Raw genomic sequence first — 25,379 nt, 5'->3', positions numbered from 1 at the left:
TGGATCCTTGCTATGAAACAAGATGAAGTCCGCCAGCGGTTCCTCTCACTCCATCATGATCTTGACCTCTACGTCTCAGGTGGTCAGCCGGGAAAGGATGAACTCGCTACAGCGCCAATCGCCGAGTTGTGGCGCCCTGGCGAATACCCAGGAACCGGTGATCCATGCATCCTCGCGAAGTTCATCCTAAACCACCCGCGCCTCGGCACGGCCCCTGACTATATCAGTTCGCCAGTCTACTATGCTGATCCGGGAAATGGTTGGGTGAGAACGCAGGGTCAGCTACTGCGCCTTGGCCAACGTGATCCGGAACACGAGGCGCTCTCGGTTCGTGTGAAGGAATACGGTGAAGTTGACAGAGCGGCCGATCTCGTCGGCTATCGGCAGCCCTCATCCGAATTGGAACCAACGGGACCGATGGGTGAAGATCCAAAATGGCATGGTCTATGGAGCTGGTTTGAGGAAAACACCTGGAGTGCACACGACGCGCTCCTCGTATATATCGCTAGGAGATGGCATCAAGACATATCGACTGTATACATCAATACTGACTCATGGATGAAATCTAAGCTCCGCCAAGTGGAACGTGACCTTGCTGATCATGACGATTACAATGCAGGGTCCAATTATAATTGAGACACTGTTAGAAAATTCATAGGCTTCGCTTTAAGGCGCGGACTGAGATTAATTTTCATCCGTCAAGGATGCACTTCTGCGGTATGGGACTGCTATCGGCCGTGAAGGATGCTGCTATCCCCTCCCCAAACCCCACCCCCCCTTCTGGAGCCCTGCTGGTCAAGCTAGCCGTAACGACAGCGGGTTAGCTGCATGCATGTCGAGTGCAAGGCCGCCCACATACCCACAGGCCCGCCTCCGCTGCGATACTGAGGTCTACGCTGCGGCGGGCCTGTGGATATATGGACGGTCCTAGGAGCGTTCCGACCTGCATTGATGTCTTTAGAGGCGATCCAAGCCTACCCCGGGCTGCTCCAACGGAAGCCGATGCGAGACGTTCGCTAACGCTTGGTATGGTAGGCGAGGGGGCAACGTAGAGGTAACTGATGGCTACCTGCCCTCTCGCATAGAAGGAATGTGTGCAATCGTTGGTAGCGTTTGGGAGGTTCAAAGAGGGGGATAATTGGACGTCGCCCTCTCACGGCGAAAACAGGGGTTCGAGTCCCCTAGGGAGCGCCATAACCTTTATTTGTCATTAGGTTATGAGGCGGTTGGCCATGGCCCTTCAGAGGGCGAACCCTTGAACAAGCAAAACCATACCATGGCGGGTCAGGCGCTCCTGACCGGCCTCGCGCGGATACAGCTCGGCGTGCGCGATATCGCACCTCTGTTTCCGAGCCATCATCGATTCGTGGCAACCTCATGGTGCGAGCAGACATCGTGCTCGCCACGAACGCACGCTTTTGATCCTGAATAGACGTTGAGTGTCTGATCTTGCGAATCAGGCTTGATGGACAACAGGTCCATCGATGATGACCTGGCAGCACAGCCGGGAGCAGCGCTCGATCCTGCCTTCGACCTTGTAGATCTCCCGGAGCAGGTCGGGCGTGATCACCGCCTCGGCCGGACCGCACCGCACCATTGTTCCTGCGTCGATCACCATGACGCGATCCGCCACCCGCAGGACCTGATTGAGATCATGGATCGCGAGGACCACGCATATCTGCCGTACCCGCGCCAGATTCTGGATCAAGGACAGCACCTCCACCTGCCTATGGAGGTCGAGCGCGCTCGTCGGCTCGTCCAGGAGCAGGATCTCCGGATCCCGCACGAGGGTCTGTGCCAGCGAGACCAGTTGCCGCTGGCCGCCGCTGAGTTCCGACAGGCCTTTGAACGCGATGCTCTCGATGCTGAGCGCTCCGAGAGCCTCGTCCACGGCTTCGAGGTCCGCATCGCTGACCCGGGGATCCGCGCCCTGTTTGCGGGCCAGCAGGACCGACTCGTAGACGGTCAGGACCGTGTTCACCGAGGTGTCCTGGGGCATGTAGCAGATCCGCGACGCGCTCTGTTTCGGGCTGCCCGGAATGCCGTCGATGGAGACGTCTCCCGGTCCGCCGAGAAGCCCCGCAATGCGCCGGAAGAGGCTCGACTTGCCGGCGGCATTGGGCCCGATCACGGCCGTGACCTCACCGCCCTTCAGCGCCGGGGTGGTGATGCCCGAGAGAACCTCCACTTTGCCGTAGCGGACGCCGACGTCATTGAGTTGCAGTGTGGCTACCATGCCCGTCTCCGGTTGGTCATGATGAGGCTGAAGAGGAACGGCACGCCGACCAGAGCCGTGATGATGCCGATGGGAATGATGCTGCCCGGAATGAGGGATTTGCTGATCACGGAGGTCAGCGACAGCATCGCGGCCCCCGAGAGGGCGGAGGCGGGCAGGAAGAACCGCTGATCCTCGCCGATCACCATCCGGGCGATGTGGGGACCGACGAGGCCGACGAAGCCGATCGTGCCGACAAAGGCTACAGGCACCGCGGCAAGCACGCTGACGACCAGCATCGTCTCGAGCCGCACCCGGCGAACATTCACCCCGAAGCTCGCTGCCTTGTCCTCGCCGAGGCGCAGCGCGGTCAGCGCCCAGGCGCGGCGGAAGAACAGCGGGAGCGCGACGACAACGATGAGCGTGGTGATCGCCAGTTTCGGCCAGGTCGCCCGCGTCAGGCTGCCCATGGTCCAGAACACCACGGCGGCCAGCGCCTGCTCGGAGGCGAGGAACTGCACGAGCGCCAGCAGGGCGTTGAAGGTGAACACCAGGGTGATGCCGAGAAGGACGATGGTTTCGACCGTCACGCCGCGCTTCTGGCTCATCAAATGGATGAACAGGGCGGCCGCCATGGCCATGAGAAGGGCGTTGATCGACACCACGTACTCGATGGCGAAGGGCAGGATGCCGACCCCGAACACGAGGGCCAGCGACGCACCGAAGCTCGCGGCGGCCGAGATGCCCAGCGTGAAGGGACTGGCAAGCGGATTGTTGAGGATCGTCTGCATCTGCGCGCCGGCGGCCGAAAGAGCCGCTCCGACCACCACGGCCATGAGAGCCACCGGCATGCGGATGTCCCAGATCACGACAGAGACCTGATTGGAGATCTCCGGCGATCCGGCGAGGGCGAGCACAACCTCCCGCATGCTGTACCGGGCCGGTCCCAGGCCGAGATCGGCGATGACGGAGAGGACAAGGACAATCGCGAACGCGAGGAGCACAAGCTTCTTGCGAAAGACGAGAGCGCGGTAAACACCGCGCCCCGATTGTACTGCAATGGATGCCGAGTGAGCCAAGGATCTATTCCTTATCGGTCAGGGAGACCCAGTAGCCCGGCTTGTAGGTCACGGGCAGGAAGCGCTCGTAGAGAATCTTCATGGTCTGGTCCGGATCGAGGTCCTTGAACAGTTCCGGGTGCAGCCACTTGGCCATCTGCTGGATGGCCACGAACTGGTAGGGGCTGTTGTAGAATTGGTGCCAGATGGCATGGACCTGCTTGTTCTGCACCGCCTTCACGCCCGTATAGGCCGGCCGCTTCATCAGCGCGGCGAGCTTGTTGCGGGCCTTCGCCTTGTCGGCGCCGGAGCCGACGCCGACCCATGCCCCGCCGGGCACGTACAATTCCCAATTCGACCCCGTGACGATGACATGGTCCGGGTTGGAAGCGATGATCTGCTCCGGGTTCACGACACCGAACGTGCCGGGGATGATCTTGGCGGCGAGGTTCTGACCGCCGGCAATTTCAACGAACTTGCCGAAATTCTCATTGCCGAACGACATGCAGCAATCGTCGGAATAGCCGGCTGCTCGTTCCATCATCACCACTGGTTTTTTAGGATTGGCCTTGGCCAGACGCTCGGTGACGCGGTCGATCTGCTCCTTCCGAAAGGCGATGAACTCCTCGGCCTTTGCCTCCTTGCCGAACAGCTTGCCGATCAGGCGCATGCTCGGCTCGGTATTCTCGAAGGGCTTGTCGCGGAAGTCGACGAACACGACCGGGATGCCGACCTTGGCGAGCTTCTCGGTGAGCTTTGCGTCGTCGGTCGCGGTCTTGGCCTCCACGTTCATGATCATCACGTCGGGGGCAAGGGCCACGGCCTGCTCGATATCGAAGGTGCCTTCCTTCGAACCGCCGAAGGTCGGGAGTTTCGCGATGTCCGGGTACTTGGCGAGGTAGTCCTTGTAGCCATCGAGGTCGGCCTTCTCGAAATCGTCCCGCCAGCCGACGACCCGCTTGAACGGCGCCTCGGTGTCTAGGGCTGCGACGAAGTAGATCTGCCGCCCTTCGCCCAGGATCACCTTGTTGACCGGAGCCTTCACCTCGACCTGACGGCCGGTGATGTCGGTGACGGTGATCTTGTCTGCAGCCTGCGAGGGCATCGGCAGGAGGGAAACGAGCGCCAGGGCGGCCCAAAGGCCCAGTTGGGGAAGCTTCATGATGCACCTCGCATCGAGAGGGAAAAGGCGGCTCCTCCTATGGCTGCCCGGAAAGTATAGCAAGCAATATCTTCTAGAACGACTACAATCTAGCTCAGAGCGTTTGTCAGTTTAGAACAAATCTATTCTACAGATTAGAACTTCTTTAATTTGACGGATGCTGCCTCCGATTGTAAATCGCAGCGCGCTACATGTCGGGACAGGCTTGGCGATGACGTCGAACTACACACTTCGGGATGAAATTCGCGATTATTGGTCAGCGCGCGCCGCAACCTTCGACCAGCAGGTGGGGCACGAGATCTTCTCCGAGGCGGAGCGGCAGGCCTGGCGGGAGCTGTTCCTGCGCCATCTCGGGCAAGGCGACGGGCGCCATGCCCTCGATCTCGCGAGCGGTACGGGCGTGATCTCGCACCTGCTCGACGGGCTGGGCTTCCAGGTCACGGGACTCGACTGGTCGGAGGCGATGCTCACCCGTGCTCGCGCCAAGGCCCAGGCTCGAGGCGCCCGGATCCGGTTCGTCATGGGCGATGCCGAGCGCACGCTGGAGAAGCCCGAGAGCTACGACGTGATCGTGACGCGGCATCTGGTCTGGACCCTCGTTGATCCCATGGCCGCCTTCAAGGAATGGCATTCACTCCTGAAGCCCGGCGGCAAGGTGCTCATCGTCGATGGGGATTTCGTTTCGGACACGCTGGTGAAGCGCATGATCCGGCTGTTCGAGCGTCTGACCGGCCGGATCGCGGCCGGCCACACGCCGGACGCCATGCGGGAGACACACGAGCGGATCCTGCGGCAGGTCTATTTCTCCAAGGGCGCACGAGCCACCGAGGTCGTTCGCCTCCTCCACCAAGCGGGCTTCGCCGAAATCGTGGTCGACCACGATCTCAAGCGCATCCACCGGCAGCAGGCAAAGCACCTGTCCCTGCTCAAAGGCCTGGAGCGCGCTACCCAGCACCGCTACGCCATCGCGGCGAGGAAGCGGTGAGGGTCTTGCGGCAGCCCTGCACCGGCGGCGGCATACGCGGAGTGCGCTGCGTACCGCGAAGATCCGCCGTTGGCTGGTCGCTTCCCTGCATCTCGCATCGCATGCCACAGGACGCATTGTCGTTCTGCGCCTGAACGTTTCCCGCGTGGTTTATCTCTCTGAACAGCGCACTCGCGGAAACTCGTGACTTCTCTCTTGAGTGCACATGCTCGCGATAATGGATGTCCGTTGAATATCGACGGTAGACAGGAGCCGCGGCAACACCTCGAGCAGATGTTTGCCTGGACAAACGGTCTTGGCATGGTCCTTGTGCGCAGTGATCCCCTGAATCGGGATGCCCCAGGACAGCGTTAGCCAGGTGAGTAAGTCACGCGCTGCTTCAAGCTGTTGCTTCGTCGGCAGTTCGTGTTCGAAGTTCCCTTCGAGCGCAATCTGAATATGACCAGTCACGTCGTAGTCAGTGTTCGTGTCGCCTTTGTATCGCACATCCCTGCCTTCAGCGATGCGCCCGGACGGATCAATGTAGTAATGGTATGGGACGTCCGGCCAAGGCGCACGGCTTCGCGTCTCAGACACTTGCGCACGCTGCTGCGAAAACGACTGCAGGGCTCTCATCTTCGATTCCAGTGAGAGTTTTGGACTGCTCCGCACGCCGGTATGGTGTAGGATAATACTCAGCGGTTCCTGAGGCTGAACCCCATCCATGGCAGGTTGGGCGCCCCACATCTCTCGGGTCAGGATTTTCGCCAAAGCCGAACCTTGGTCGAAATACTGACTGCTCCCCTCGAGAGAGGAAGCACGCACCGACCCGATGGACATGGGATTGCAGGCGATGCCGACGAGTAGGTATGCCGCCAACGCTTGCCTCCGGCGGGCACCAACCTTGCACCGAGTAAAGCCTGCTTGCCTCATCTGGCACCTATACAGCTTCTCACTTCTTTTTTGTTTGCTTCAGGTCAGCGAAACAGAGAAGCGATGCTTAGGTGAAGAGCTTAAAGTATCTAATGTACTTCCCCTTAACAACGAGATAATATGCGGGACTGAGATCATTCAGCTGATTTACAAAAATGCCGAAGATCGTGATCTCGTACCGACGCTCGGATTCCAAGGCGACCGCAGGTCGAATTCGCGACTCCTTGGCACGTGAATATGGGGAAGATTGCGTCTACATGGACGTGGAGAGTATTCCCTCGGGTGATGATTATAGAACGCACATCCAACGCGCCATCACCGATGCCGATCTTCTCGTAGCCGTTATCGGCCCGAGATGGAGAGGGTCGAGGCGGGGCACTTCGCGCATCTCGGACGAGGCAGATCCAGTTCGAAAAGAACTGGAGGCGGCGCTTGACCGGAAAATCCCGATCATTCCGGTGTTGGTGAATGACGCGGTCATGCCCAGTGAAACGGACTTGCCTGACCGTCTGAGAAAAGTGGCCTACTTTCACGCCGCGCGAGTCAGTGACGGCGAAGATTATCACAGCCATATCGACCGCCTCGTTCGCGACATTGACAGAATCGTCAGCGATGGATCGACCTCTCTGGTCAGGCTTCCCCTGTGGAGACGGATAAGGCGACGTTACCTGTTTTTCTCATCCGCCTTTGCCGTTGCGGGCGTCGCGATCCTGGCGTCTGTATTATGGGTGTTTGATTTCTTCTCACCTGCAAGTTCCGACTCCCAAGGTTCCTACATGCCACCGAGCCCGCGGTCCTACTGGAGTGTGGGGCAGTCGCTGGCGTTTCTGGAGGCCACAGGTCCGCTCAGGCAGTTCTTTCTCGTCAAGCCGGGTCCGGATCTGAACCTTCAAGGCGCGGAACCCGGCAGTCTCCTGTTCGAGGGGAGGCGAGAGGGGAACACGTACCACGGCAAAGCATACGTATTTGCGGGACGATGCGGTCGATTTGCGTATGATGTTCAAGGAGAGGTGCTCAATGCCGATCGAACGGTCGCCTTGATGGGGAAGGCACCTCAGGTCGATACGGATGTCTGCCAACCCATGGAGTGGCAGGATCAACGGCTGGTATTCGACCTCAAATACGTAAAGTAGGAATCCCAAAGGGCTCACGAAGCGATTTCCTGAGCCTCCGAGGGCAGCCCCTTCGCGTGAACAGTCTCGATGGCGGAGGCGGCCCTCACAAGCTCCGATTGACCAACCCGGCGGCCCATTTATTCGCAGGGGACGCTGCATGGCCGTTCACTCGCTTCAAGACCGGAGCTACTTCGCCGAGAAGACTCTCGTCGCGCATGCTTGACATGAAAGCCTCCGTTGCGTTGACCGCCATCGCATTGGCGCAGCGCCTCGTGGGAGAGCCCGCTGCAAGCTCGCCCGGTTGGCCACTCAATCAAACAGCCAAGGTTAACTGATGGTTAGTGTTCTCGCGGCACGGTTGGGGCTCAGCAAAGGAGCCTTGTCATGCGTATCCTCAAAAATGCCTTCGGCCTTGTTGTGGCAGCCATGGTGCTTGGCCCGTTCGTGACCCTATCGGCCTATGCGGCGACCATCCTGGCTGCAGCGGTGGTCGCTCCGTAGCGGCTGCCTCCGATCGACGATGATCGGTGATGTGGCAGCCTCCAGGGGGAGCGACGTCGAGGCTTGAACTCAGGTGAGAGACCGGATCGATCTCGTGACTTGCTGAAGCATCTCGCGTGCCTCAGTCGGTATCGGGAGCGGGGTGATGTGTCCCGTCAGCTTCTGACTTCCTTGTACCATGGTGAATATCGGTCTGACGCGGCTATGGGACGTACAGGCCAAGATGGGATGCGTGGTCAAAAGCAAAGTAGCCTGCAATCTCAAGGTGCTGCAGGCGGAACTCAGCCCCATCCTCGACGCTATGACGGTCATGATACAGATCGGCGTATTATGGAAGTATCGTGAAGTCGATGATCCATCAAGACCTTCAACGTTGAAGACGAGAGGGCGTATAAGACCCGTCGCGGTCAGAAACGATCCCCGGGGATGCGCGTTCCTTATAGCCTTACGTATCGTAAACCAACCGAACGCAGCCTCTTACTGGAATTTGGAGTGGGGTTTTCAGCTCTGTCCTTGCGGGAGAGCGCAATCTATGAAGTTTGAGTGGGCTGTTCTGTCAACAATATGAAAAAACGTCTCGATGTATGGATGTACTCTGAACAACGAAGATTATAGAAGGACAAGAGATAGCTTCGAGCAAGCCCCGAGCGCTAAAGTGTTAATAGTATATAATCCTACTGAGATCGAGAGCTTGCAGAGCATCACCTCCTCAGACCAGATGGCCCCTCAATTTTTGAGGCGTGTGCTTCTTCCTATCCTGCTCGTGACGACGTTCGCGTTGTTGTTGTCGGGCTTCGCGCTGTATTGGTCCGTTGCCCAAAGCAATACCATCTCCGTCGAGAGGCAGCTCAAGTCGACAGAGCTTTATATCAGGGCTGCTGTCGATGAGTTGGCCCAACAGCAGGAGATGGTGGCGGTTTGGGACGATACGGTTGAAGAGGTACGAAAAGCCGAGTTGGATACGATCTGGCTTGACGCCAATATTGGCGGATGGCTGCACAAGACCTTTGGCCAGGACAAGGTCTTTATTCTGAATTCCGAGAATCAACCGATCGATGCGACCGTTGACGGTCAGCGCGTCAGTCCCGAAGCATTCTCTCCCTTCGCTCCTGCGCTTCACGACATCATCATGGGTCTCCGAGGTGAGCTTTCGTCGCGGCATCGGGGCCATTCGGAGGAGAGGGCGAGCAACCCTTATCTCACATCCGGCAAGGCCGTGAACGATGCCCATCTCCTGCGGATCGGCGACAGGCCTGCTGCGGTCAGCGCCATGCTCATCGTGCCGGATTCCGATCGCGTGACTCAGCAACCTGGCAGCGAGTCAATTCTCGTGAGCATCCGCTTCCTGGATGGTGACTTCCTGACCCAGATCTCCAACCGCAACCTGATCGAGGATCTGCGATTCTCCCTGTATCCCGATACAAAGGACGGTGAGGTGTCTGTTCCCTTCGATTCGGACGAGCACGAGCGCATTGGCTACTTCCTTTGGCGTCCAGAACTGCCTGGCACAAAAATCCTCCAGGTGATTGGCCCCAGCACGGCTTTGGTTTCCGCCCTTCTGGTTGCCGCCATGGCGTTTCTCGTTGCCTGGCTTTGGCGAACAATGAAGGCTTTGGGTACCGCCATCATTGAAATTCGAGCAAGCGAGGCGCAGGCACATCATCTCGCGTTTCATGACAGCCTGACAGGACTTCCGAACAGGGCTTGCTTCGAAGAGCGTCTCAACAAGGCCCTTCTGCACAACAAGGCCGGAGAAAAAGTCGCGGTTCTCCTTCTCGATCTCGATCGATTCAAGAACGTCAATGACACCCTCGGACATCACGCCGGCGACAGCGTCGTTCGGGAATTTGGCAGCCGTCTGCGCGCCATTATCCCTTCGGGCTCCACCCTGGCACGATTCGGTGGAGACGAGTTCGCGCTTATTCATTCCGGCATCAGCAATGAGCAAGAGGTTGAAGCCTTGTGCTCTCGGATCATCGACGCTGTTCGTCGACCGTTCCCGGTTCTGGGTACGGAGGCATTCGTCGGGGTCAGTATAGGCGTCGCGTTGGCACCTGACGCTAGCCAGGACTGCCATGATCTCGTGAGGAAGGCCGACATTGCCCTCTACCGCGCCAAGGCAGATGGCCGCGACTGCTTTCGCCTGTTCACCTGCTTGATGGATGAAGCCGTCAGAATACGAAGCAGGGTCGAAGGGGAGCTGCGCGCTGCTCTTAGGGCAGGCGACGAATTGAGGGTGCTGTACCAGCCCCTGGTCACCGCAAAGGAAGGAAGGATCATCGGCCTTGAGGCCCTCGTGCGCTGGCAACACCCCAGCAGGGGCCTGATCTTGCCTGATCAGTTCGTTCCGATAGCGGAGGAGACCGGGTTGATCTCCGAACTCGGTGAATGGGTTCTCCGGGAGGCCTGTACGGTGGCACTGCAATGGCCCGATTTTGTTGTTGCCATCAATCTCTCTCCAAAGCAGTTCCACCATAGCGGCTTTGCCGACCGGATTCTCGCGATCGTCCAGGAAGCCGGGGCCGACCCTCATCAGATTCACCTCGAGGTTACGGAAGGCATTCTATTGGACGACAACGATGTGACCCAGGAAGGCGTGAGGTCATTGAGAAGCGCCGGATTCAAGATCGTCCTCGACGACTTCGGCACAGGGCATTCTGGTATCGGATACCTTCAGCGCTTCGATGTCGACAAGATCAAGATCGATCGGTCGTTCGTTCAGGATCTGGGCCAGGGCGACGGTGCTGCGGTTGTGCGGGCCATCATCGATCTGGCGCATGCGATGAAGCTAACGGTGACGGCTGAGGGCGTGGAGACGGCGGCCCAAAAAGATTTCCTTTCCAGTGCAGGATGCAACGAGTTGCAAGGTTTCCTCTTCTCACAGGCGGTCCCTCGAGAGCAGATCCAGGACATCTTTGCCTTGACCGAGACCTGCAGAGGCTATGCCTCGTAAAAGTGGGAAGGACCTTTCTGCGCTGATCTCGAGGATGGGATTGGAAGCGCATCGATCCGAGCGATCATTCACCATCGTCACGATTTCGCCCAATTGTGTATAGAAAAGGCGTTCACCAGATTATCTGGATGGTATGTCGCTGGACTGAAGTAAAGTAAGGTATATCAGAACAGCTCATCCTTTTTATGATAAAGTTGCGTAAAATTTCAGCGAATTGAACCGGTTTTTATTCAAAAACCAACGAACGTAGCTCGGAAGTCTCAACAAGAGGCTTGGAAGACACTGGGGCAATACTCATGTCGTTGAACCCTAATGTCGCTTCCAGCGGCAACTTCGATCGGTCGAACGGGAAGATCATCCGACCCGTCGACTTTTCCGGCGGGCCTCCCGGCACGGCTCTTGAGGCCCGCAATCTGAGCGGCTGTCAGCACGCAAGTGCTTTTATCGTGCGATGGCCTTCCACGCTCCCGTCGATGCGGCTTCGATACGCGACGGTCAGGGCCACAAGCTCGTGATCGGCCGCCGATTTTCCTGTCATCTGACGGACTTGCGCTGAGCTGAGGCGGCTCTGATGTCCTCCGGCCGCCCTTGTTCATGACCATTGTACCGACGACTTTCTCGCCCGTCGCACAGCTCGACGTTTCAGCTTTGCTGCCTGGGATTTTTCAAGGATTGCTCCTGCCCATCTCATCTAAATGCAGACATTTCATATGCGGCCCCGCCATTGCGCGGGGCCTTTTTTATGACCTGACGATGGGAACCGTCATTCAGCAGGAGTCATCCGGACCGTGGGGCCGGGTTCGACGACGTGCGCCGGACGGAAGACGAAATAGGCAAAGATCAGCATCGCCGCGAGAACGATGAGCGACGCGATCGCGGCAACAGGCTCAGCCGCCGCATAGCCAAGATGGATCGCCGCGACGGCAATGGTGAGAACGACCGTGCCGATGGACCACAGCACAACCTGGATCATCGCCAGGCGACTAATATCCAGGGCAGGACGGCGCTCATAATAGATGCCGAACAGGAACAGGGACACCCAGCCGAGCAGGTTCAAATGGGCATGAGCCGGCATGATCGAGTGGTCCTGGGAAGCTGCCATTCCAATGCCCATGGCCATGCCGGCGATGACGCAAAGAACGGCGAGTCTGAAGCTGAGGGATGATGCGGTCATGTTTGTCCTCCTGACGATTTTCCCTGGCGGATTGCGACTTGTTTGGATCACAATTCCACCGATCCCTCCGTGTGGAAAATCACAAAGAGCCCCGAAGGCAGATGATGTGTAAGGGCATCTCGGCTGGATATCGCCCAAGCCTGAGGATCCCGGCATAAGAAAGCGGCCTGCTCTTGCAGGCCGCAATCGATGGAGTGCCAGGGTGTTTCAGCTGTGCTGCGTCGTCCGCTTTTGGGTGAGCCCGATGTCCCATTCCCGCAGCGCGCCCGCTTCTTCCACGATGGTCCGATGCGGGTTTCCCCCGCTAAGGCGGCTCCTCAAGGCCTGTATCGATCCTCCGGCTTCGGGCGTCCGGGATCGGTCTTCTCCAGTCCCTCCCGCTGGTGGTTCCCCGTCAGGGTACGGTTCCCGGCGGACCGGTCGCCCTGCTCCTGGTGATCCGGACTGCTCTGGCTGGGATGAACAATGCTGGTGTTGACGCTCCGCTCGGCCAAGCCTTCCGCGCGATCTTCACCATTCCCGGCCATGGTTCACCCGTTGCCCTGAACGTCGCGACGGTGAGCGCCCGTGCCTGCACCCTGCTGGCTTTGCAGGGCGTGTTCGCAACGCTCCACATGACTCGTCGCGCGCTGCTGCATCTGTTGGGCGTTGTGGCACGGATCGTCCACGTCCTGATGGCAGAATTGGCATTTCATGAAAGCCTCCTTGCTGGCGTTCGCTCAAGGCCAACGTGATCGGGCAAGGCATGTTCCGGTCTCGTGCCGCTCATTCCGGACGTCGAAAGCCAGCCTCAGCCATAGAGATAGCCGGGCAGCCAAAGGCCAAGCTGCGGAAAGATGTAGAACATCGCCATCGCGATCAGGACGAGGAACAGAAACGGCATCACGCCGGCGAAGATCTCGTTGATGGTTACATGGGGAGGCGCGATTCCCTTCAGGTAGAAGGGGGCCATTGCCACGGGGGGTGACAGGAACGACGTCTGGATGTTCAAGGCGATCAGGACGCCGAAGAAGATCGGGTCGATGCCGAAATTGTCGAGGAGCGGCAGGAAGATCGGGACGAAGATTACCACGATCTCGGTCCACTCCAGCGGCCAGCCGAGGACGAAGATGATGATCTGCGTGAGGATCAGGAACCAGAACGGCGAAAGGTTCAGGTGGGTGACGAAGTTCTCGATGGGCTGGTGGCCGCCGAGAAAAGCGAAGATCGACGAGAAGATGAAGGAGCCCACGAAGAGCCAGCACACCATGGCGGAGGTACGCGCGGTGAGAATCACGGATTCCCTGAGCTTGGTGAAGGAAAGCGAGCGATAGGCTCCCGCAAGGAGGAGGCTGCCGAGGGCGCCCACCGCCGCTGCTTCCGTCGGGGTCGCAATGCCGAAGAAGATGGCGCCGAGCACGGACAGGATCAGGAGCGCGAGCGGGAAGAACGATGTCGCCAGCGACCAGACGACCTTTGCTAGGGAGACCTTTCGCTGCTCGGGGGGGAGCTTGGGCGCAAGGCTCGGGTTGAGCGTGCAGCGGACGATGACGTAGAGCATGTACAGCCCTGCCAGCATCAATCCGGGGAAGAGCGCGCCCGCATAGAGCTTCGGAACGGACACGCCCGCAGTGGCGCCGTAGAGAATGAGCATGACGCTCGGCGGGATGAGAATGCCGAGGCAGCCGCCCGCGCAGACGACGCCCGAGGCGAGGCGCGTATCGTAGCCCGCGCGCAGCATGGCCGGAAAAGCGAGCAGGCCCATCAGCGTCACCACCGCGCCGACGATGCCCGTCGCGGTGGCGAACAGCGCGCAGGTGAGGAGTGTCGCAACGGCAAGTGATCCTGGAACGCCCCCGACGGCGATCTGGATCGAGTAGAAGAGCCGGTCGAGGATGTTGGCTCGTTCGATGATGTAGCCCATGAAGACGAAGAGCGGGATGGCGACCAAGGTGTCGTTCGTCATCACGGAATAGGCGCGCTGCACCACGAGCGCGAACACGATGTCGCCCATGGCCATGTAGCCGAAGCCGAAACCCAGCGCCATCAACGTGAATGCGATCGGAAACCCGAACATGATGAACACGATGAACAAGCCGAGCATCAACACGCCCAGCTCGGGATTTCCGATCCCCCATGACGCCAGCATCAGACGGTTCCTTTCTTGAGGCCTTCTTGTTCGGCTTGTTCGAGGATAAGCTTTTCCGTCTCCTCGACATCGTGAAGACGGGGAGGCCATGCGCCTCTGCGAAGACAGGCGATGCAGCGGACGACTTCGGCGACGCCCTGGAACGCCATCAGGACCCCGACGACGGGAATGAGGGCCTTGAACGGATAGATCGGCGGCCCGTTCGGCGAGTTCATGGAATGCTCGTTCATGAGCCAGGACATCTGCATGAAGGGGATGCCCGCATAGACGAGCGCGAGGATGCCCGGGAAGAAGAAAAGCAAGTAGAGCACGAGATCCATGGCCGCCTGCCGGCGCGGCGGCCATGCGCGATAGAGGAAGTCCCCACGCACATGGTTGTTGCGGGCCAGCGTGTAAGGCCCCGCCACCATGAACAGCAGGCCGTAGAGCATGTAGCTTGCGTCGAAAGCCCATTCCGTCGGCGCGCGCAGCACGTAGCGGGCGAAGACCTCGTAGCAGACCGCGAAGGTGAGCACCAGGATGGACCAGCTGACCGTCTTGCCGATGAACGTGTTGATGCGGTCGACCAGATAGACGAAACGCATGCGGGAGCCCTTCTCGATGAGGGTGCGGGACGCAGAGGAGGGCGGCACCGATCATGCCGCCCTCGGTCTTGGTGAATTCGGCCTGCGTCCTAGGTCGCCTTGAAGAAGTGATCGTAGGCCATATCGCGCGAAGGCTCGTTCAGGCGCTCATAGGCATAGGTACGCCGCACCCAGGCCTTCTGGCTGTCGATGACCTTCTTGAAGAAGGGATCCTGCGAGAACTCGTCGATCACCTTGTTCCATGCGGCAAGCTGCGCCTGCAGAACGGAATCCGGCGTCTTCTTGACGGTCACGCCACGGGACCTGATCGTCTCGAGGTCCTTCGAGTAGCGATCCAGGGCCTTCCACGACATGTCGGCGGATGACGCTTCGGCTGCGTACTTCACGATGGCTTTCAGCTCCGCCGGAAGCGCATCGTATTTCGCCTTGTTGAAGATGAGCTCGAAGGTCTCGCCGGATTGGTGATAGCTCTGCAGCATCAGGTTCTTCGACACGTCGGGGAAGCCGAGCACCAGATCGGACGATGGATTGTTGAACTCCGCTCCGTCGATGACGCCGCGCTCCAGGGCGGGAACGATTTCGCCGCCTGCCAGGATCGTGACCGCGGCGCCGAGCTGCCGGTTCAAGTCCGCGGCAAGCCCGACGGTGCGATACTTCAGGCCCTTGAAGGCATCGGCCGACGTCACCTCGCTCTTGAACCAGCCGAGGGGCTGGGCCGGCATGGGGCCGCTGAGGAAGCCGACGATGTTGAGCTTGAGGATCTGCTGCTGCAGCTCGTTGTAGAGATCGTAGCCGCCGCCGTAGTTCATCCAGCCGAGAAACGAATTGGCGTTCCATCCGAAGGACGGGCCGGTGCCGAACAGCGCGAAGGCCTTGTTCTTGCCGTACCAATAGGCGGCGACGCCGTGGCCGCCGTCGAGAATGCCGGCATGGACGGCGTCCTGCAGCTGGAAGGCCGGAACGACGGCGCCGGAGGCAAGAACGTCGAGCTTCAGGCGGCCGCCCGACATGTCGTTCACGCGTTTGGCGAAGTCGTTGCAGAATTCGTGGAAGATATCCCGGTTGGGCCAGGTGGACTGGAATTTCCAGGTGGCGGTTTGCGCCCGCGAGACTTGCGGTGATGCGACGGCTGCAGCGCCGCCGATGCCGGCGACCTGCAGAAAGCGGCGGCGTGAATGCTTCGCCGGTCCCGGAACTTTACTTTCCGGTGGCATGCTCTTCTTCATGATTTCCTCCCTGACCCCTCTGGTCTTTGTGAAGGATCGCGCTTTCTTGTTGTGGAACGCGTTCATCCCTGGAGGATGGTGCGTCACATTGTTGGGGAATTCAAGAGGCGCTCCCCGAAAGCATAGGAAATCTATCGTCCAGTCCTGCTTTCTACTTGACCCCGATGGGGTGCTGTCTTTGAATCGGCAAAGAATCTCAGGCTGGTTCATAAAATTTGCGTGATGAGCATCCTGTGCCCATCAGGCGTTTTCAAGAGCGTGGACCAAATCCGCCAGCAGATCCTCGCGATGTTCCAGACCCACGGACAGGCGCACGAGACCGTCCGAGATTCCCATTTCGGCGCGCATCTCCGGCGCAAAACGCTGATGGGTCGTGGTGGCCGGGTGAGTGACCAGGCTTTTGGCGTCACCGAGATTGTTCGAGATACGGATGAGGCGCAGCGCGTTCATGAAGCGGAACGCCGCGTCCTTCCCGCCTTTGAGGTCCAGCGCGACCATGGTCGAAGCGCCGCTCATCTGCCGGCGGATCAGTTCCGCTTGGGGGTGATCCGCGCGGCCGGGATAGGCCAGGCTCCTGAGCTTGGGATGGTCGTGTAGGGAATCGGCCAGGAACCCGGCATTCGCCGTCTGGCGTTCCACCCTCAGCGACAGCGTCTCCAGCCCCTTGAGAAGGATCCACGCATTGAACGGCGAGATGGAGGGACCGGTCATGCGCAGAAATTGCTGCACCTTGCTCTCGATGAATTCCGTGGAGCCCAGAATGACGCCACCCAGACAACGGCCCTGGCCGTCGATGTGCTTGGTGGCGGAATAAACCACGCAATCCGCACCGAGCGCGAGAGGCTTCTGGTAGAGCGGCGTGGCGAAGACATTGTCCACGGTGAGCGTTGCCCCGGCCTCGTGGGCAATGTGGGCGACGGCGGCGATATCGATGATCTGGAGGCTGGGATTGGAGGGGGTCTCCAGAAGAAAGGCCCGCGTCTGCGGGCGGACGGCCCTGCGCCATGCCTCCACGTCGGGACCGTTGACCAGGGTGCAGGACACCCCGAAGCGCGGGAGGAGATCCTCGACCACCCATCGACATGAGCCGAAGAGGCCGCGGGCTGCCACCACGTGATCGCCCGCCTGGACCTGGCTTACCATCGCGGCCGTCACCGCGGCCATGCCGCTGGCTGTTGCTCGGGCCGTCTCGGCGCCCTCCAGGGACGCCATGCGCTGCTCGAACATGTCGATGGTCGGATTGGAGTAGCGGCTGTAGCTGTAGCCCGGCTCCTCGTTCAGGAAACGGCGTTCGGCGCTCTCCGCGCTCTCATAGACGAAGCCTTGTGTGACGAACAGGGCCTCCGACGTTTCGCCGAACGGCGTCCGCAGATGACCGTCATGAACGAGGCGGGTTTCGAGGCGGTAGTCGGGGTCATGGTGTTCGATCATGACGTGATACTAAGTTTGTTCTGTAAAAAGAACAAAGATATTTTTTGAGAAATGCCGGTGCCTTTGGCTCATGGAGTCCCGCTCGTCCGAAGCTCCGCGATAAGCCGTCTCAGACAGGGCTCCAGGGACTCCCGCCAGGAGGGGAGCCGGATCCCGTGGACTGCCTCGAGCTTCGTGCAGTCGAGGCGGGAATGGGCGGGCCGCCTTGCCGGGGTCGGGTAATCCGCGGTCGACAGAGGGCGGACCCTGGCGGCGGGACCGCCCAGGCGCGCCGAAAGGGCGAAGATGCCGGCGGCGAACTCGGCCCAGCTCGCGAAATCCGTCCCGGCCATGTGGAAGGTGCCGCGCAGATTCCGCTGCCTTGGCCTTTCCAGGAGATTGCGGGCGACGCCATAGATCCCGTCGGCGAGGTCGAGGGCGCTTGTCGGGGAGCCGACCTGGTCGGCGACGACGCCGATCTCGTCCCGCTCAGAGGCGAGCCTCAGCATTGTCTTCACGAAATTCTTGCCGAAAGGGCTGTAGATCCATGCCGTACGCAGGATCACATAATCCCCGGTCTCGGCGGCGACCGCGGTTTCTCCCAGCAGCTTCGAAGCGCCGTAAGCTCCCAGCGGCCCCGTCGCATCGTCCTCCCGATAGGGACGATCCAGCGTCCCGTCGAAGACGTAATCCGTGGAGAGGTGGATGACGGGCAGGCCCATGGCGGCAGCGGCCCCGGCGACCGCGCCGGCCCCGATGCCGTTGATGGCATCGGCGAGATCGGGTTCGGTCTCGGCCTGATCGACGGCCGTATAGGCCGCCGTATTGACGATCAGGTCGCCTCCCTTCTCCCGAAGAAGATCCTCGATCCCGGAGGGGTCGGCGAGATCCAGCTTGGGCCTTCCCAGGAGGACGGTCTCCACGCCATGCACGGCGGCGCGTTCCGCCAAAGCGTGGGCAACCTGTCCGTGCCTGCCGATCACGATGATGCGCATGATCGTTTACTCTCCGTCTCGAGCAGGATTGCCCCGGGCCCGGGCGAAACTGCAACTAAGTTACCGCGAGGGCAGCTGCTTTTTGGCATCGCTGCACTGCAATATCATACTCCCGTCATGGTTTTAGGGAATTTTATGATTCGTGCGATGATGAGATGACGGCATGGGGGCAACGATGGAGGAGGTCATGTACGCTTACAACCTGTTCCGCAACACGCAGCAGGACGGACTCGTCTGCGCGGTTCCGGAAGAGCGTTCGGTTCCTGCCTTCGTGACCGGGCCGCAATGGCAGTTTGGAGGACGCCTCCAGCAGGGTGAGCCGCTTCTGGGTTTCGATAATCAGGCTGCCAAGACCGGGGTCCGGTTCAACGGCTATTATCTGTTCGCCAGCTTTTCGAAGGAATTGCCGCGCCAATGAGCCCGGCCGAGCGATCGCGGGGAACTTCTTGGAGAATGAGCGCCGCAGGACGGATCAGGCTTGATCTCGTAGGACGTCTGCTCTCTATTCGCTAGGAGCGGCGTCCGCCGTTGCCTTTCCCCGCGTGCGTTGTGAACTCTTCTCTCGCCCTCATCTGGACCATTACGGCGGCCACCACCCTGCTGCAGGCCGGCAACGGCTTGCTCCAGGCTCTGATGCCGCTGCGCATGCAGGCCCAGGGCCTTTCGGTCTCTGCCATTGGCATCGTGGCGGCGGCCTACGGACTCGGCTTCTCGACCGGCTGCGTCCTGGCTCCCACCTTCATCCGTCATGTGGGCTATATCCGCGCTTTCGCCAGTCTGGCAGCCATGGTCGCCGTCCTGGTGCTCGCAATGACGCAGGCCCATTCGACCCTGGCCTGGGTGATCCTGCGTGGCCTGACGGGCGTGACGCTGGCCTGCATCTTCACCGTGACCGATGGCTGGATCAGCGCGCGCGCCACCTCGAGCCATCGCGGACGTGTCCTCTCGTTCTACATGATCTGCACCAAGATCGCCCTGATGCTCTCGCCTCTCGGCATCAGCTTCGGAGATCTCAGGACCGATGGATTGTTCATGGCCGTGAGCGCCGTGATTTCGCTGTCTTTGCTTCCGATCGCCGCAACCACGACGAAGGAGCCCCCGGCGCCGTTGGGCGTGAAGATCGACGTTCGACACCTTTTCTCACTTGCGCCTTCGGCGGTCGTCGGATCCTTCGTGGTCGGGCTCGTCAACGGGCCGGTGATCGCCATCACGCCGGTTTTCGGCGTCGGCATCGGATTGACCCAGGAGCGGGCGGCGGCGCTTCTTTTCGCACTCCAGGCCGGGAGCCTTCTGCTGCAATGGCCCCTCGGCTGGCTCTCCGACAGGGCGGACCGGCGCTATGTCATCGCGGGACTGGCGGCGGGGACGAGCCTTGTGTCGATCCTGATCCTGTTCGCGAGCGCGCAGGAGGCACAGGGCATGGTCCTCTGGAGCTTCGCCGCCTGGGGCGGGTTGGCTCTCTGCATCTACTCGGTGTGCGTGGCGCATGCCTGCGACATCGTCGATCCCGGGCGCATCGTGTCGACGGTCGGCACGCTTCTGTTCGCATGGGCGGCGGGCGTGACCATCGGCCCCCTGTTCGGCGCCGTCGCGATGGAGCTGCTCGGGCCGGGCGGTCTGTTCATCTATTCGGCGCTGGCCTCGTCGGGACTGGCCATCTTCACGGTCCTGCGCATCGTTCAGGTCCAACGAGCGCCGGTCAAGGGTGGCTTTGTGGTTGCCTCTACCAGCTCCGCTGCTCCCACCGTGATCGCCCGCGCGGAGATGGCCGCAAGCGATAAGGGTGAGGATCGCGGAGCTCCGGATCAGAATTCCGCCTCGGCGGTGACACGGGACGAGACGTCTTCGTAACGGTTCAGGCGCTTGTCGATCATGGTGTCGATTTTGCCGTAAACCTCGGACACACTCAGTTGGCGGGTCTTCTTGCCGTCCTTGGCATAGAACAGCGACTTGTTCGACTTCGCCGCTCTGGGAAACACGCTTTTCGCGCTCTTCTTCGGCGTGTCGTCGACAAGGGCAATGAATTTGCTCGCGCTGTCCACTCCGAAGAAATGCGAGAGATAGAACTCGGACCGGCTGAGCTTGCGGCCGAGCCTTGTCTCGATCTTCGCCTTGTCGCGCTGCATCATCTCCGCGGCCATGAGCGCCGAGATATAGGGGTTGCGGCGCAGGCCGAGAATGTGTTCGCGCTTGGCCTCGTCCGGAACCGAGAGTTTGCCGCCCTGGTTCTCGATGGACGACGCTTCCATGATCAGGCCGTGCTTGGGTCCGAACGAACGCACGGCCTCAAGCCAGGTGCTCGTGATGAACTGGAAGAGCCCGACGGCCGACGACGTCGAGGCTTTATTCCCCGGAAGGAAACTCGATTCCTTGTCTGCGAGCGCCATCATGTAGACGGGGTCGGCGCCGGTGATCTCCGATGCGCGCAGGATGGTATCGACGATCCAGCGCGGGACGCGCATCTCCTCGAAGTCCACATATTCGACCGGAGTCGCGTCGATATCGTCGTCCGTGTCGCCTTCCGCGGCAGGTGGATTGGTGAGCGGCATGGAGGTGATGAAGAGTTCCTGCAGCTGCGCATACGTGAGCATTCTTGCGGGCTCTGCGGGATCAATGGCCTCCAGGGGGTCGGCCTCGCTTGTCCGCATTGCCGGTTGAGAGGCCATTTGGAATGGAAGCACGGCCTGCTTTTGAGATGTGGCGGAGAGAGCCGGAACAACTCCGACGCCAGCGGCAACACAAACGCCCAGTCCCGCACTCCCAACGAGACTGAGCAGAGCCGGCCGCTTGCAGGTGGATGTAAGGCTTTGCAGCGCATGGCGCGCTTGAAGCCCGGCAAGCGCGTTGTTCTTGTGACGAAGCACCGACGACTGGCACGCGCTGTAAAGCGCTGTCAGAGCAATCTGCATTCGAACTAGCCCCCACAGGATCGACTGCTTCTCCGCGGTGCGGGTGCGCAGTCCTTCTTCGTTGACGAGGGGAGTATGTGCTAGGTCGATATGTCCAGAATAGGTCAGCTTAACCTTTGACTAGGCAAATTTTCCGAATTGCGGCAAACGGTCGCCCGTTCGAATGAAGGGGAAAACTCTCTAAACATAGGGGTTTTCACGACATCGCGGCGAGTTCCGTACATCGTGCCGGGCAACTTGTCGCAAGGGAAGTTAGGGCCTCGGAGACCGCAAAACGAGCCACGTCCACCGGCTCTCAGGCAGGCCGTTGCACGTAATCGCCACAATTTGCGAGCTGAAAAGAAAGGCTGGATGCCGTTCAGCATCCAGCCTTTTCACATCACCTAAGCGTACCGAAAGCACATGTTACCAAGTCGCGCGCAGGCCTGCGTAGAAGGAACGGCCTGCCGTGCCGTAATTGTACACTTCCTGATACTCCGCGTCGGTCAGGTTCTCGGCGCGGGCATAGATGCTGAACGTATCATTGAGCTTGTAATCGGCGTACACATCGAAGCGCGCATACGGCGCGAGCTCATAGACCTCGTTCGGTGAGGAGAAGCGGCTTCCAACGAACACGATGGAGGGCTCGATCGACAGGCCCTTAGCCGGCGTGATTGCAAGGCCCAGACGGCCCTGATGCTCGGGGCGACGGGCAAGGCGCAGATCCGTGTCCTCGTCGAAGGCTTCGAGGTAGGTATAGGTTGCCTTGACGCGAAGCCACGTGGGAATGACGTCGACGTCAGCCGAAAGTTCGACGCCGCTGGTGCGTGCCCGTTTGACGTTGAGGAAGCATCCATACTGATCGGGACGGCAAGTATCCACCGAGCCGTAAGCAATCAGATTGCGGAAGCGGTTCGCGAAGAAGGTTGCCGAGAGGAGAACACGATCGTCCGCAAGGCTCTGGTCGATCCCCACATCGAAGCCGATGGATCGCTCGGATTCAAGGTCGGCGGTACCAGAATAAGGATCGAACCTCTGATACAAGGTCGGAGCCTTGGCCCCCGTGCCGGCGCTGGCGCGCAACTTCGTGCCGGATGTCGGGATCTCGTAGGCTGCAGTTGCACGCCATGTCGCGAAGGTATCGCTGCCCTGGACGTCGTCGATGCGACCGCCCAGCGAAAGGTGAAGGTTCTCGACGGGGCTGAGCTGATGCAACGCATAGACGGACCGGGTCGTCTGCGAGGCGTCGACGTCCTCGCTCTCCGGCATCTCGAAGGGCAGAAAGCTCCGCGTCGTCGAAATCATGTGCTCTTGCTCGGCCTTGGCCCCGAAGGTGAAAAGCCCAAGGGTGCCGAGCTTTAAGTCACCCTGGTACTCCGCCGAGAATCGATCGCCCTGATAGCCATATTCATTCCCGTACAGGTCGGGCAGGGCGTAGGAACCGACGAGGCGGAGGTTGTTGTCCGTGCGGCTGCCCGAAATGAGGAAGGTGTTCTTGAGCATGCCGTCGAACGAATTGATGGTGAGGCGCGAGTGGCCTTCGAGCAGACGCTGCCGCGTTATTGAAGGACCGTCGGGCAGCGCGTCGAAGCCCGGATCGTTGTCGATCTGGGCGCGATTCGAACTCGCAAAGCCTCCGATCTCGAACTCCGCGTCAGGCGAAAGGGCAATCGAGACGCGGCCCGCCGCGCCAAGGCGTCGGGCGCCGTCGTCCTCGAGAGGGGACGTGAGGGTCTCTTCGATGCGGCCGATACGATAGCCGTAGCGCGAGAACCCTGCCGTGTCGAAGCCGGTGGTCGAGAAGGCGTAGGAGACGGAGCCATTGCTGCCGGAAACGGAGGCGCGTCCTGCCTTGGTGCCGTAGCTGCCGCCTTCCACCCCGACACTCACACGCGGCGCACCCTTGCCCTTGCGGGTAATGATGTTGATCACGCCACCTATGGCATCCGAGCCGTAGATGGCGGATTGCGGGCCGCGCAGAACCTCGATGCGCTCGATGTCGACAGCCGCGAGATTCGAGAAATCGAACTCGCCGGAATTCGCCGAGGGATCGTTGACGCGGATGCCGTCGATGAGCACGAGGGTGTGCCCGGAATCGGCGCCCCGCAGCCTGACGGTCGTCGTCGCGCCGGGACCGCCGGTTTCCGTGACCGTCACGCCCGGAACGCGACGCAGCACCTCCGCCGGGCTCTTGATGGATTCCTTCTCGATGTCCTCGGCGGTGATCACCGAGATCGCGCTACCGGCCTGTGAGATTGCGAGCGGCGAGCGCGTGGCCGTGACGACGATATCGGGAATCGGCACGGGCTCGGTGACGGTCTGGGCGTGGGCTGCGCCCATCGAGAGTGCGCACAGGGACACGGATGCCGCGAAGACGCGGCGCAAGGGCACGATCATGGAGCCTCCTGCCCGCCCCACCGGCGAGCAATACGGGTTGCATTTTCGACGCCGGCCGGTCTCCTGGCTTGCGGGTCGTCGCAGGCGATCCGCCTTCCCAAATCCTCTTGAGCTTGTCCGGCTCAAAGATTCAGTGGCATGAAGGATCGCTGCTCGCCGCTTACAGTTGCGGGGGCAGCCACGGCATAGGACAGGGTCCGCACCGTGTTCCCGTTTCACCTCGATGATCCGAGGCACCAACGTCGAATTCTCCTTTACGGGCTTGTCTGTTATGCCGCAACTGCGCCTCGGTCGGATTTCCAGAAGGATGTTGCCAATCTGCATCGCCTTGGCTCTCGGGAGCGCCGCCGAGGCGCAGGAGCGCCCCCGGCGCGTCGTGTCCCTCAATCTCTGCACGGACGAGATGCTGCTGGACTTCGCCGACCGCGAGCAGATCGCCTCGCTGAGCTACCTTGTCGCCGATCCGTCGATCTCGACCATGGTGGAGCGGGCCCGAGGTTATCCCCTGAACGACGGAAGGGCGGAGACGATCCTGTTCAGCGGTCCGGATCTCGTGCTGTCCGGAACTTATGGCCAGCATCATCAGACGGCCATCCTGAAGGCGCAGGGGCTGGAGGTTCTGGCGCTGGGACCCTGGACGAGCTTCGAGGAAGGGCAGGCACAGATCCGCACGATGGCGCGAGCCCTCGGCCATCCCGAGCGGGGCGAGTCCTTGATCGGGCGGATCGATGCCGCGCTCCAGCGCACGAAGGACATCGTTGCGGGCAAGCCCAGTGTCCTCGTCTACGATCGGGGCGGGTGGGTATCCCCGTCGGGTTCGCCCATGAACGAGCTCCTGGCTCACATGGGCTTCCGGCTCCATCACCAAGCCTTGGGGCTGCCCTATGGAGGCGTGGTTCGTCTGGAATCCATCGTCACCTCGCCGCCCGATTACCTGCTCGTGGACGAGGACGCGGGAAGGGCGGTCGACAACGGAACCGCGCTCTTTTCGCACCCGGCTCTCATGAGGACCGTCCCGCCCGCGCGGCGTCTCGTTGTGCCGAGCAAGCTCGCGCTCTGCGGCGGGCCTGCAACGCCCGCATTGATTGAAGCGCTCGCGGCGGAAATCAACGCGAAGGTGCGCTGACGCCTCAGCCCAGATGCAGGTTCACCGGCGGGGCGGGCTTGAGAAGCAGGGGGCACCCGGCGGCCACGAAGACCACGGCGTCGCAGGCTTCCGCCATTCGCTGATTGAGCCGGCCTTGCTCATCGCGGAAGCGACGCCCCAGGGCCGTCGGAGGCACAATGCCTTGACCGACCTCGTTCGACACCAGCAGCACCGGTCCTTCGGCAGTTCTCAGCACATCCATCAACATGCCGATCTCGCGATCTGCATCGCGCCCGTCCAGCATGATGTTCGATAGCCACAAGGTCAGGCAATCGACGAGAACGATCCTGTCGGGGCCGACGCTCAGGTGAACAGCTTCTGCCAGATCGAGGGGCGCTTCCTTCGTCAGCCAGGAGGAGTCACGCGTCGCCCGGTGATGTGCGATGCGCTCGCGCATCTCCTCGTCGAAGGGTTGTGCCGTTGCGATGAAAACACGCGTCGACGATGCGGCCTCGGCCCATTGCTGGGCCATGCGGCTCTTGCCCGAGCGGGCTCCGCCCAGAACGAGGACACGGCGGTGAACGGCCAT

The 25,379-nt window shown here is 60.7% G+C and carries 21 protein-coding genes and 1 riboswitch; of the genes, 8 read left to right on the top strand and 13 right to left on the bottom strand.

Going from position 1 to position 25,379, the window contains the following annotated elements; all coding sequences use genetic code 11:
• The first annotated feature begins 12 nt into the window (after nt 1-12).
• On the top strand, nt 13-636 hold the full coding sequence (locus E4K09_RS06185; RefSeq protein ID WP_134495887.1) for a hypothetical protein: 624 nt from the start codon (nt 13-15) through the stop codon (nt 634-636).
• 820 nt (nt 637-1,456) lie between these two features.
• On the opposite strand, the gene E4K09_RS06180 is transcribed toward E4K09_RS06185, so the two are convergent.
• From E4K09_RS06180 to E4K09_RS06170, 3 genes are read right to left on the bottom strand one after another with little or no spacing between them, the layout of a single operon-like run.
• Nucleotides 1,457-2,236 (bottom strand): ABC transporter ATP-binding protein, encoded by a 780-nt coding sequence (locus E4K09_RS06180; RefSeq protein WP_134495886.1) that lies wholly within the window; start codon nt 2,234-2,236, stop codon nt 1,457-1,459.
• Entirely contained in the window at nt 2,230-3,294 is a 1,065-nt protein-coding gene (locus E4K09_RS06175) for a FecCD family ABC transporter permease (protein WP_134495885.1), read from the bottom strand. Before E4K09_RS06175 ends, E4K09_RS06180 begins: the two co-directional genes overlap by 7 nt.
• A 4-nt stretch (nt 3,295-3,298) precedes the next feature.
• A complete protein-coding gene (locus E4K09_RS06170; protein WP_244610398.1) occupies nt 3,299-4,378 on the bottom strand; it encodes an ABC transporter substrate-binding protein in 1,080 nt (359 codons plus the stop codon).
• 268 nt (nt 4,379-4,646) lie between these two features.
• Here E4K09_RS06170 and E4K09_RS06165 point away from each other — a divergent pair, with 268 nt between their 5' ends.
• Nucleotides 4,647-5,420 carry a class I SAM-dependent methyltransferase gene (locus tag E4K09_RS06165; RefSeq protein WP_134495883.1) on the top strand — a complete coding sequence of 258 codons (774 nt, stop codon included), beginning with the start codon at nt 4,647-4,649 and terminating at the stop codon, nt 5,418-5,420.
• 150 nt (nt 5,421-5,570) lie between these two features.
• Here the strand turns inward: E4K09_RS06165 and E4K09_RS06160 are convergent, their stop codons facing one another.
• Nucleotides 5,571-6,278: a peptidoglycan recognition protein family protein gene (locus tag E4K09_RS06160; RefSeq protein WP_166802188.1), complete on the bottom strand. Its 708-nt coding sequence runs from the start codon at nt 6,276-6,278 to the stop codon at nt 5,571-5,573.
• A 209-nt stretch (nt 6,279-6,487) separates the two neighbouring features.
• On the opposite strand from E4K09_RS06160, the gene E4K09_RS06155 reads away from it, so the two are divergent.
• Together E4K09_RS06155 and E4K09_RS06150 are read left to right on the top strand one after the other, a co-directional pair.
• Nucleotides 6,488-7,465 (top strand): toll/interleukin-1 receptor domain-containing protein, encoded by a 978-nt coding sequence (locus E4K09_RS06155; RefSeq protein ID WP_134495881.1) that lies wholly within the window; start codon nt 6,488-6,490, stop codon nt 7,463-7,465.
• A gap of 1,174 nt (nt 7,466-8,639) precedes the next feature.
• A complete protein-coding gene (locus E4K09_RS06150; RefSeq protein WP_166802187.1) occupies nt 8,640-10,901 on the top strand; it encodes a putative bifunctional diguanylate cyclase/phosphodiesterase in 2,262 nt (753 codons plus the stop codon).
• A 763-nt stretch (nt 10,902-11,664) separates the two neighbouring features.
• Here E4K09_RS06150 and E4K09_RS06145 read toward each other — a convergent pair.
• The gene (locus tag E4K09_RS06145; protein ID WP_134495879.1) at nt 11,665-12,075 is read right to left on the bottom strand and encodes a hypothetical protein; all 411 of its coding nucleotides are present in this window, start codon (nt 12,073-12,075) and stop codon (nt 11,665-11,667) included.
• Nucleotides 12,076-12,533: 458 nt separating this feature from the next.
• Here E4K09_RS06145 and E4K09_RS06140 point away from each other — a divergent pair, with 458 nt between their 5' ends.
• Nucleotides 12,534-12,809, top strand: a complete 276-nt coding sequence (locus tag E4K09_RS06140; RefSeq protein WP_134495878.1) for a hypothetical protein — start codon at nt 12,534-12,536, stop codon at nt 12,807-12,809.
• A 56-nt stretch (nt 12,810-12,865) separates the two neighbouring features.
• Here the strand turns inward: E4K09_RS06140 and E4K09_RS06135 are convergent, their stop codons facing one another.
• The 5 genes from E4K09_RS06135 to rfbD form a co-directional block, all read right to left on the bottom strand.
• Nucleotides 12,866-14,203 (bottom strand): TRAP transporter large permease, encoded by a 1,338-nt coding sequence (locus tag E4K09_RS06135; RefSeq protein WP_134495877.1) that lies wholly within the window; start codon nt 14,201-14,203, stop codon nt 12,866-12,868.
• The gene (locus tag E4K09_RS06130; RefSeq protein ID WP_342211338.1) at nt 14,203-14,835 is read right to left on the bottom strand and encodes a TRAP transporter small permease subunit; all 633 of its coding nucleotides are present in this window, start codon (nt 14,833-14,835) and stop codon (nt 14,203-14,205) included. Before E4K09_RS06130 ends, E4K09_RS06135 begins: the two co-directional genes overlap by 1 nt.
• A 41-nt stretch (nt 14,836-14,876) precedes the next feature.
• Complete coding sequence (locus E4K09_RS06125; RefSeq protein ID WP_134495875.1) at nt 14,877-16,013, bottom strand: TRAP transporter substrate-binding protein; 1,137 nt, start codon at nt 16,011-16,013, stop codon at nt 14,877-14,879.
• Between the two features lie 240 nt (nt 16,014-16,253).
• Nucleotides 16,254-17,444, bottom strand: a complete 1,191-nt coding sequence (locus tag E4K09_RS06120; protein WP_134495874.1) for an O-succinylhomoserine sulfhydrylase — start codon at nt 17,442-17,444, stop codon at nt 16,254-16,256.
• Between the two features lie 68 nt (nt 17,445-17,512).
• Entirely contained in the window at nt 17,513-18,418 is a 906-nt protein-coding gene (rfbD, locus tag E4K09_RS06115) for a dTDP-4-dehydrorhamnose reductase (RefSeq protein WP_134495873.1), read from the bottom strand.
• 187 nt (nt 18,419-18,605) lie between these two features.
• Between rfbD and E4K09_RS06110 the strand changes: the two genes are divergently transcribed.
• Nucleotides 18,606-18,836: a hypothetical protein gene (locus tag E4K09_RS06110; protein ID WP_134495872.1), complete on the top strand. Its 231-nt coding sequence runs from the start codon at nt 18,606-18,608 to the stop codon at nt 18,834-18,836.
• Nucleotides 18,837-18,967: 131 nt separating this feature from the next.
• Nucleotides 18,968-20,269 (top strand): MFS transporter, encoded by a 1,302-nt coding sequence (locus E4K09_RS06105; protein ID WP_134495871.1) that lies wholly within the window; start codon nt 18,968-18,970, stop codon nt 20,267-20,269.
• Here E4K09_RS06105 and E4K09_RS06100 read toward each other — a convergent pair.
• Nucleotides 20,224-21,009, bottom strand: a complete 786-nt coding sequence (locus E4K09_RS06100) for a transglycosylase SLT domain-containing protein (RefSeq protein ID WP_166802186.1) — start codon at nt 21,007-21,009, stop codon at nt 20,224-20,226. The two genes, E4K09_RS06105 and E4K09_RS06100, sit on opposite strands and share 46 nt — an antisense overlap.
• A gap of 723 nt (nt 21,010-21,732) precedes the next feature.
• Complete coding sequence (locus E4K09_RS06095; RefSeq protein WP_134495869.1) at nt 21,733-23,703, bottom strand: TonB-dependent receptor plug domain-containing protein; 1,971 nt, start codon at nt 23,701-23,703, stop codon at nt 21,733-21,735.
• Nucleotides 23,704-23,739: 36 nt separating this feature from the next.
• A riboswitch (cobalamin riboswitch) is annotated at nt 23,740-23,959 on the bottom strand.
• Nucleotides 23,960-24,010: 51 nt separating this feature from the next.
• Here E4K09_RS06095 and E4K09_RS06090 point away from each other — a divergent pair.
• Entirely contained in the window at nt 24,011-24,829 is an 819-nt protein-coding gene (locus E4K09_RS06090) for an ABC transporter substrate-binding protein (protein WP_166802185.1), read from the top strand.
• Between the two features lie 4 nt (nt 24,830-24,833).
• On the opposite strand, the gene cobU is transcribed toward E4K09_RS06090, so the two are convergent.
• Nucleotides 24,834-25,379: a bifunctional adenosylcobinamide kinase/adenosylcobinamide-phosphate guanylyltransferase gene (gene cobU / locus E4K09_RS06085; protein WP_134495867.1), complete on the bottom strand. Its 546-nt coding sequence runs from the start codon at nt 25,377-25,379 to the stop codon at nt 24,834-24,836.

The sequence above is a fragment of the Microvirga pakistanensis genome, assembly GCF_004458765.1.
Classification (GTDB): domain Bacteria; phylum Pseudomonadota; class Alphaproteobacteria; order Rhizobiales; family Beijerinckiaceae; genus Microvirga; species Microvirga pakistanensis.
Note: the sequence above shows the minus strand (reverse complement) of the source record. Positions and strands in the feature narration are given on the sequence as shown.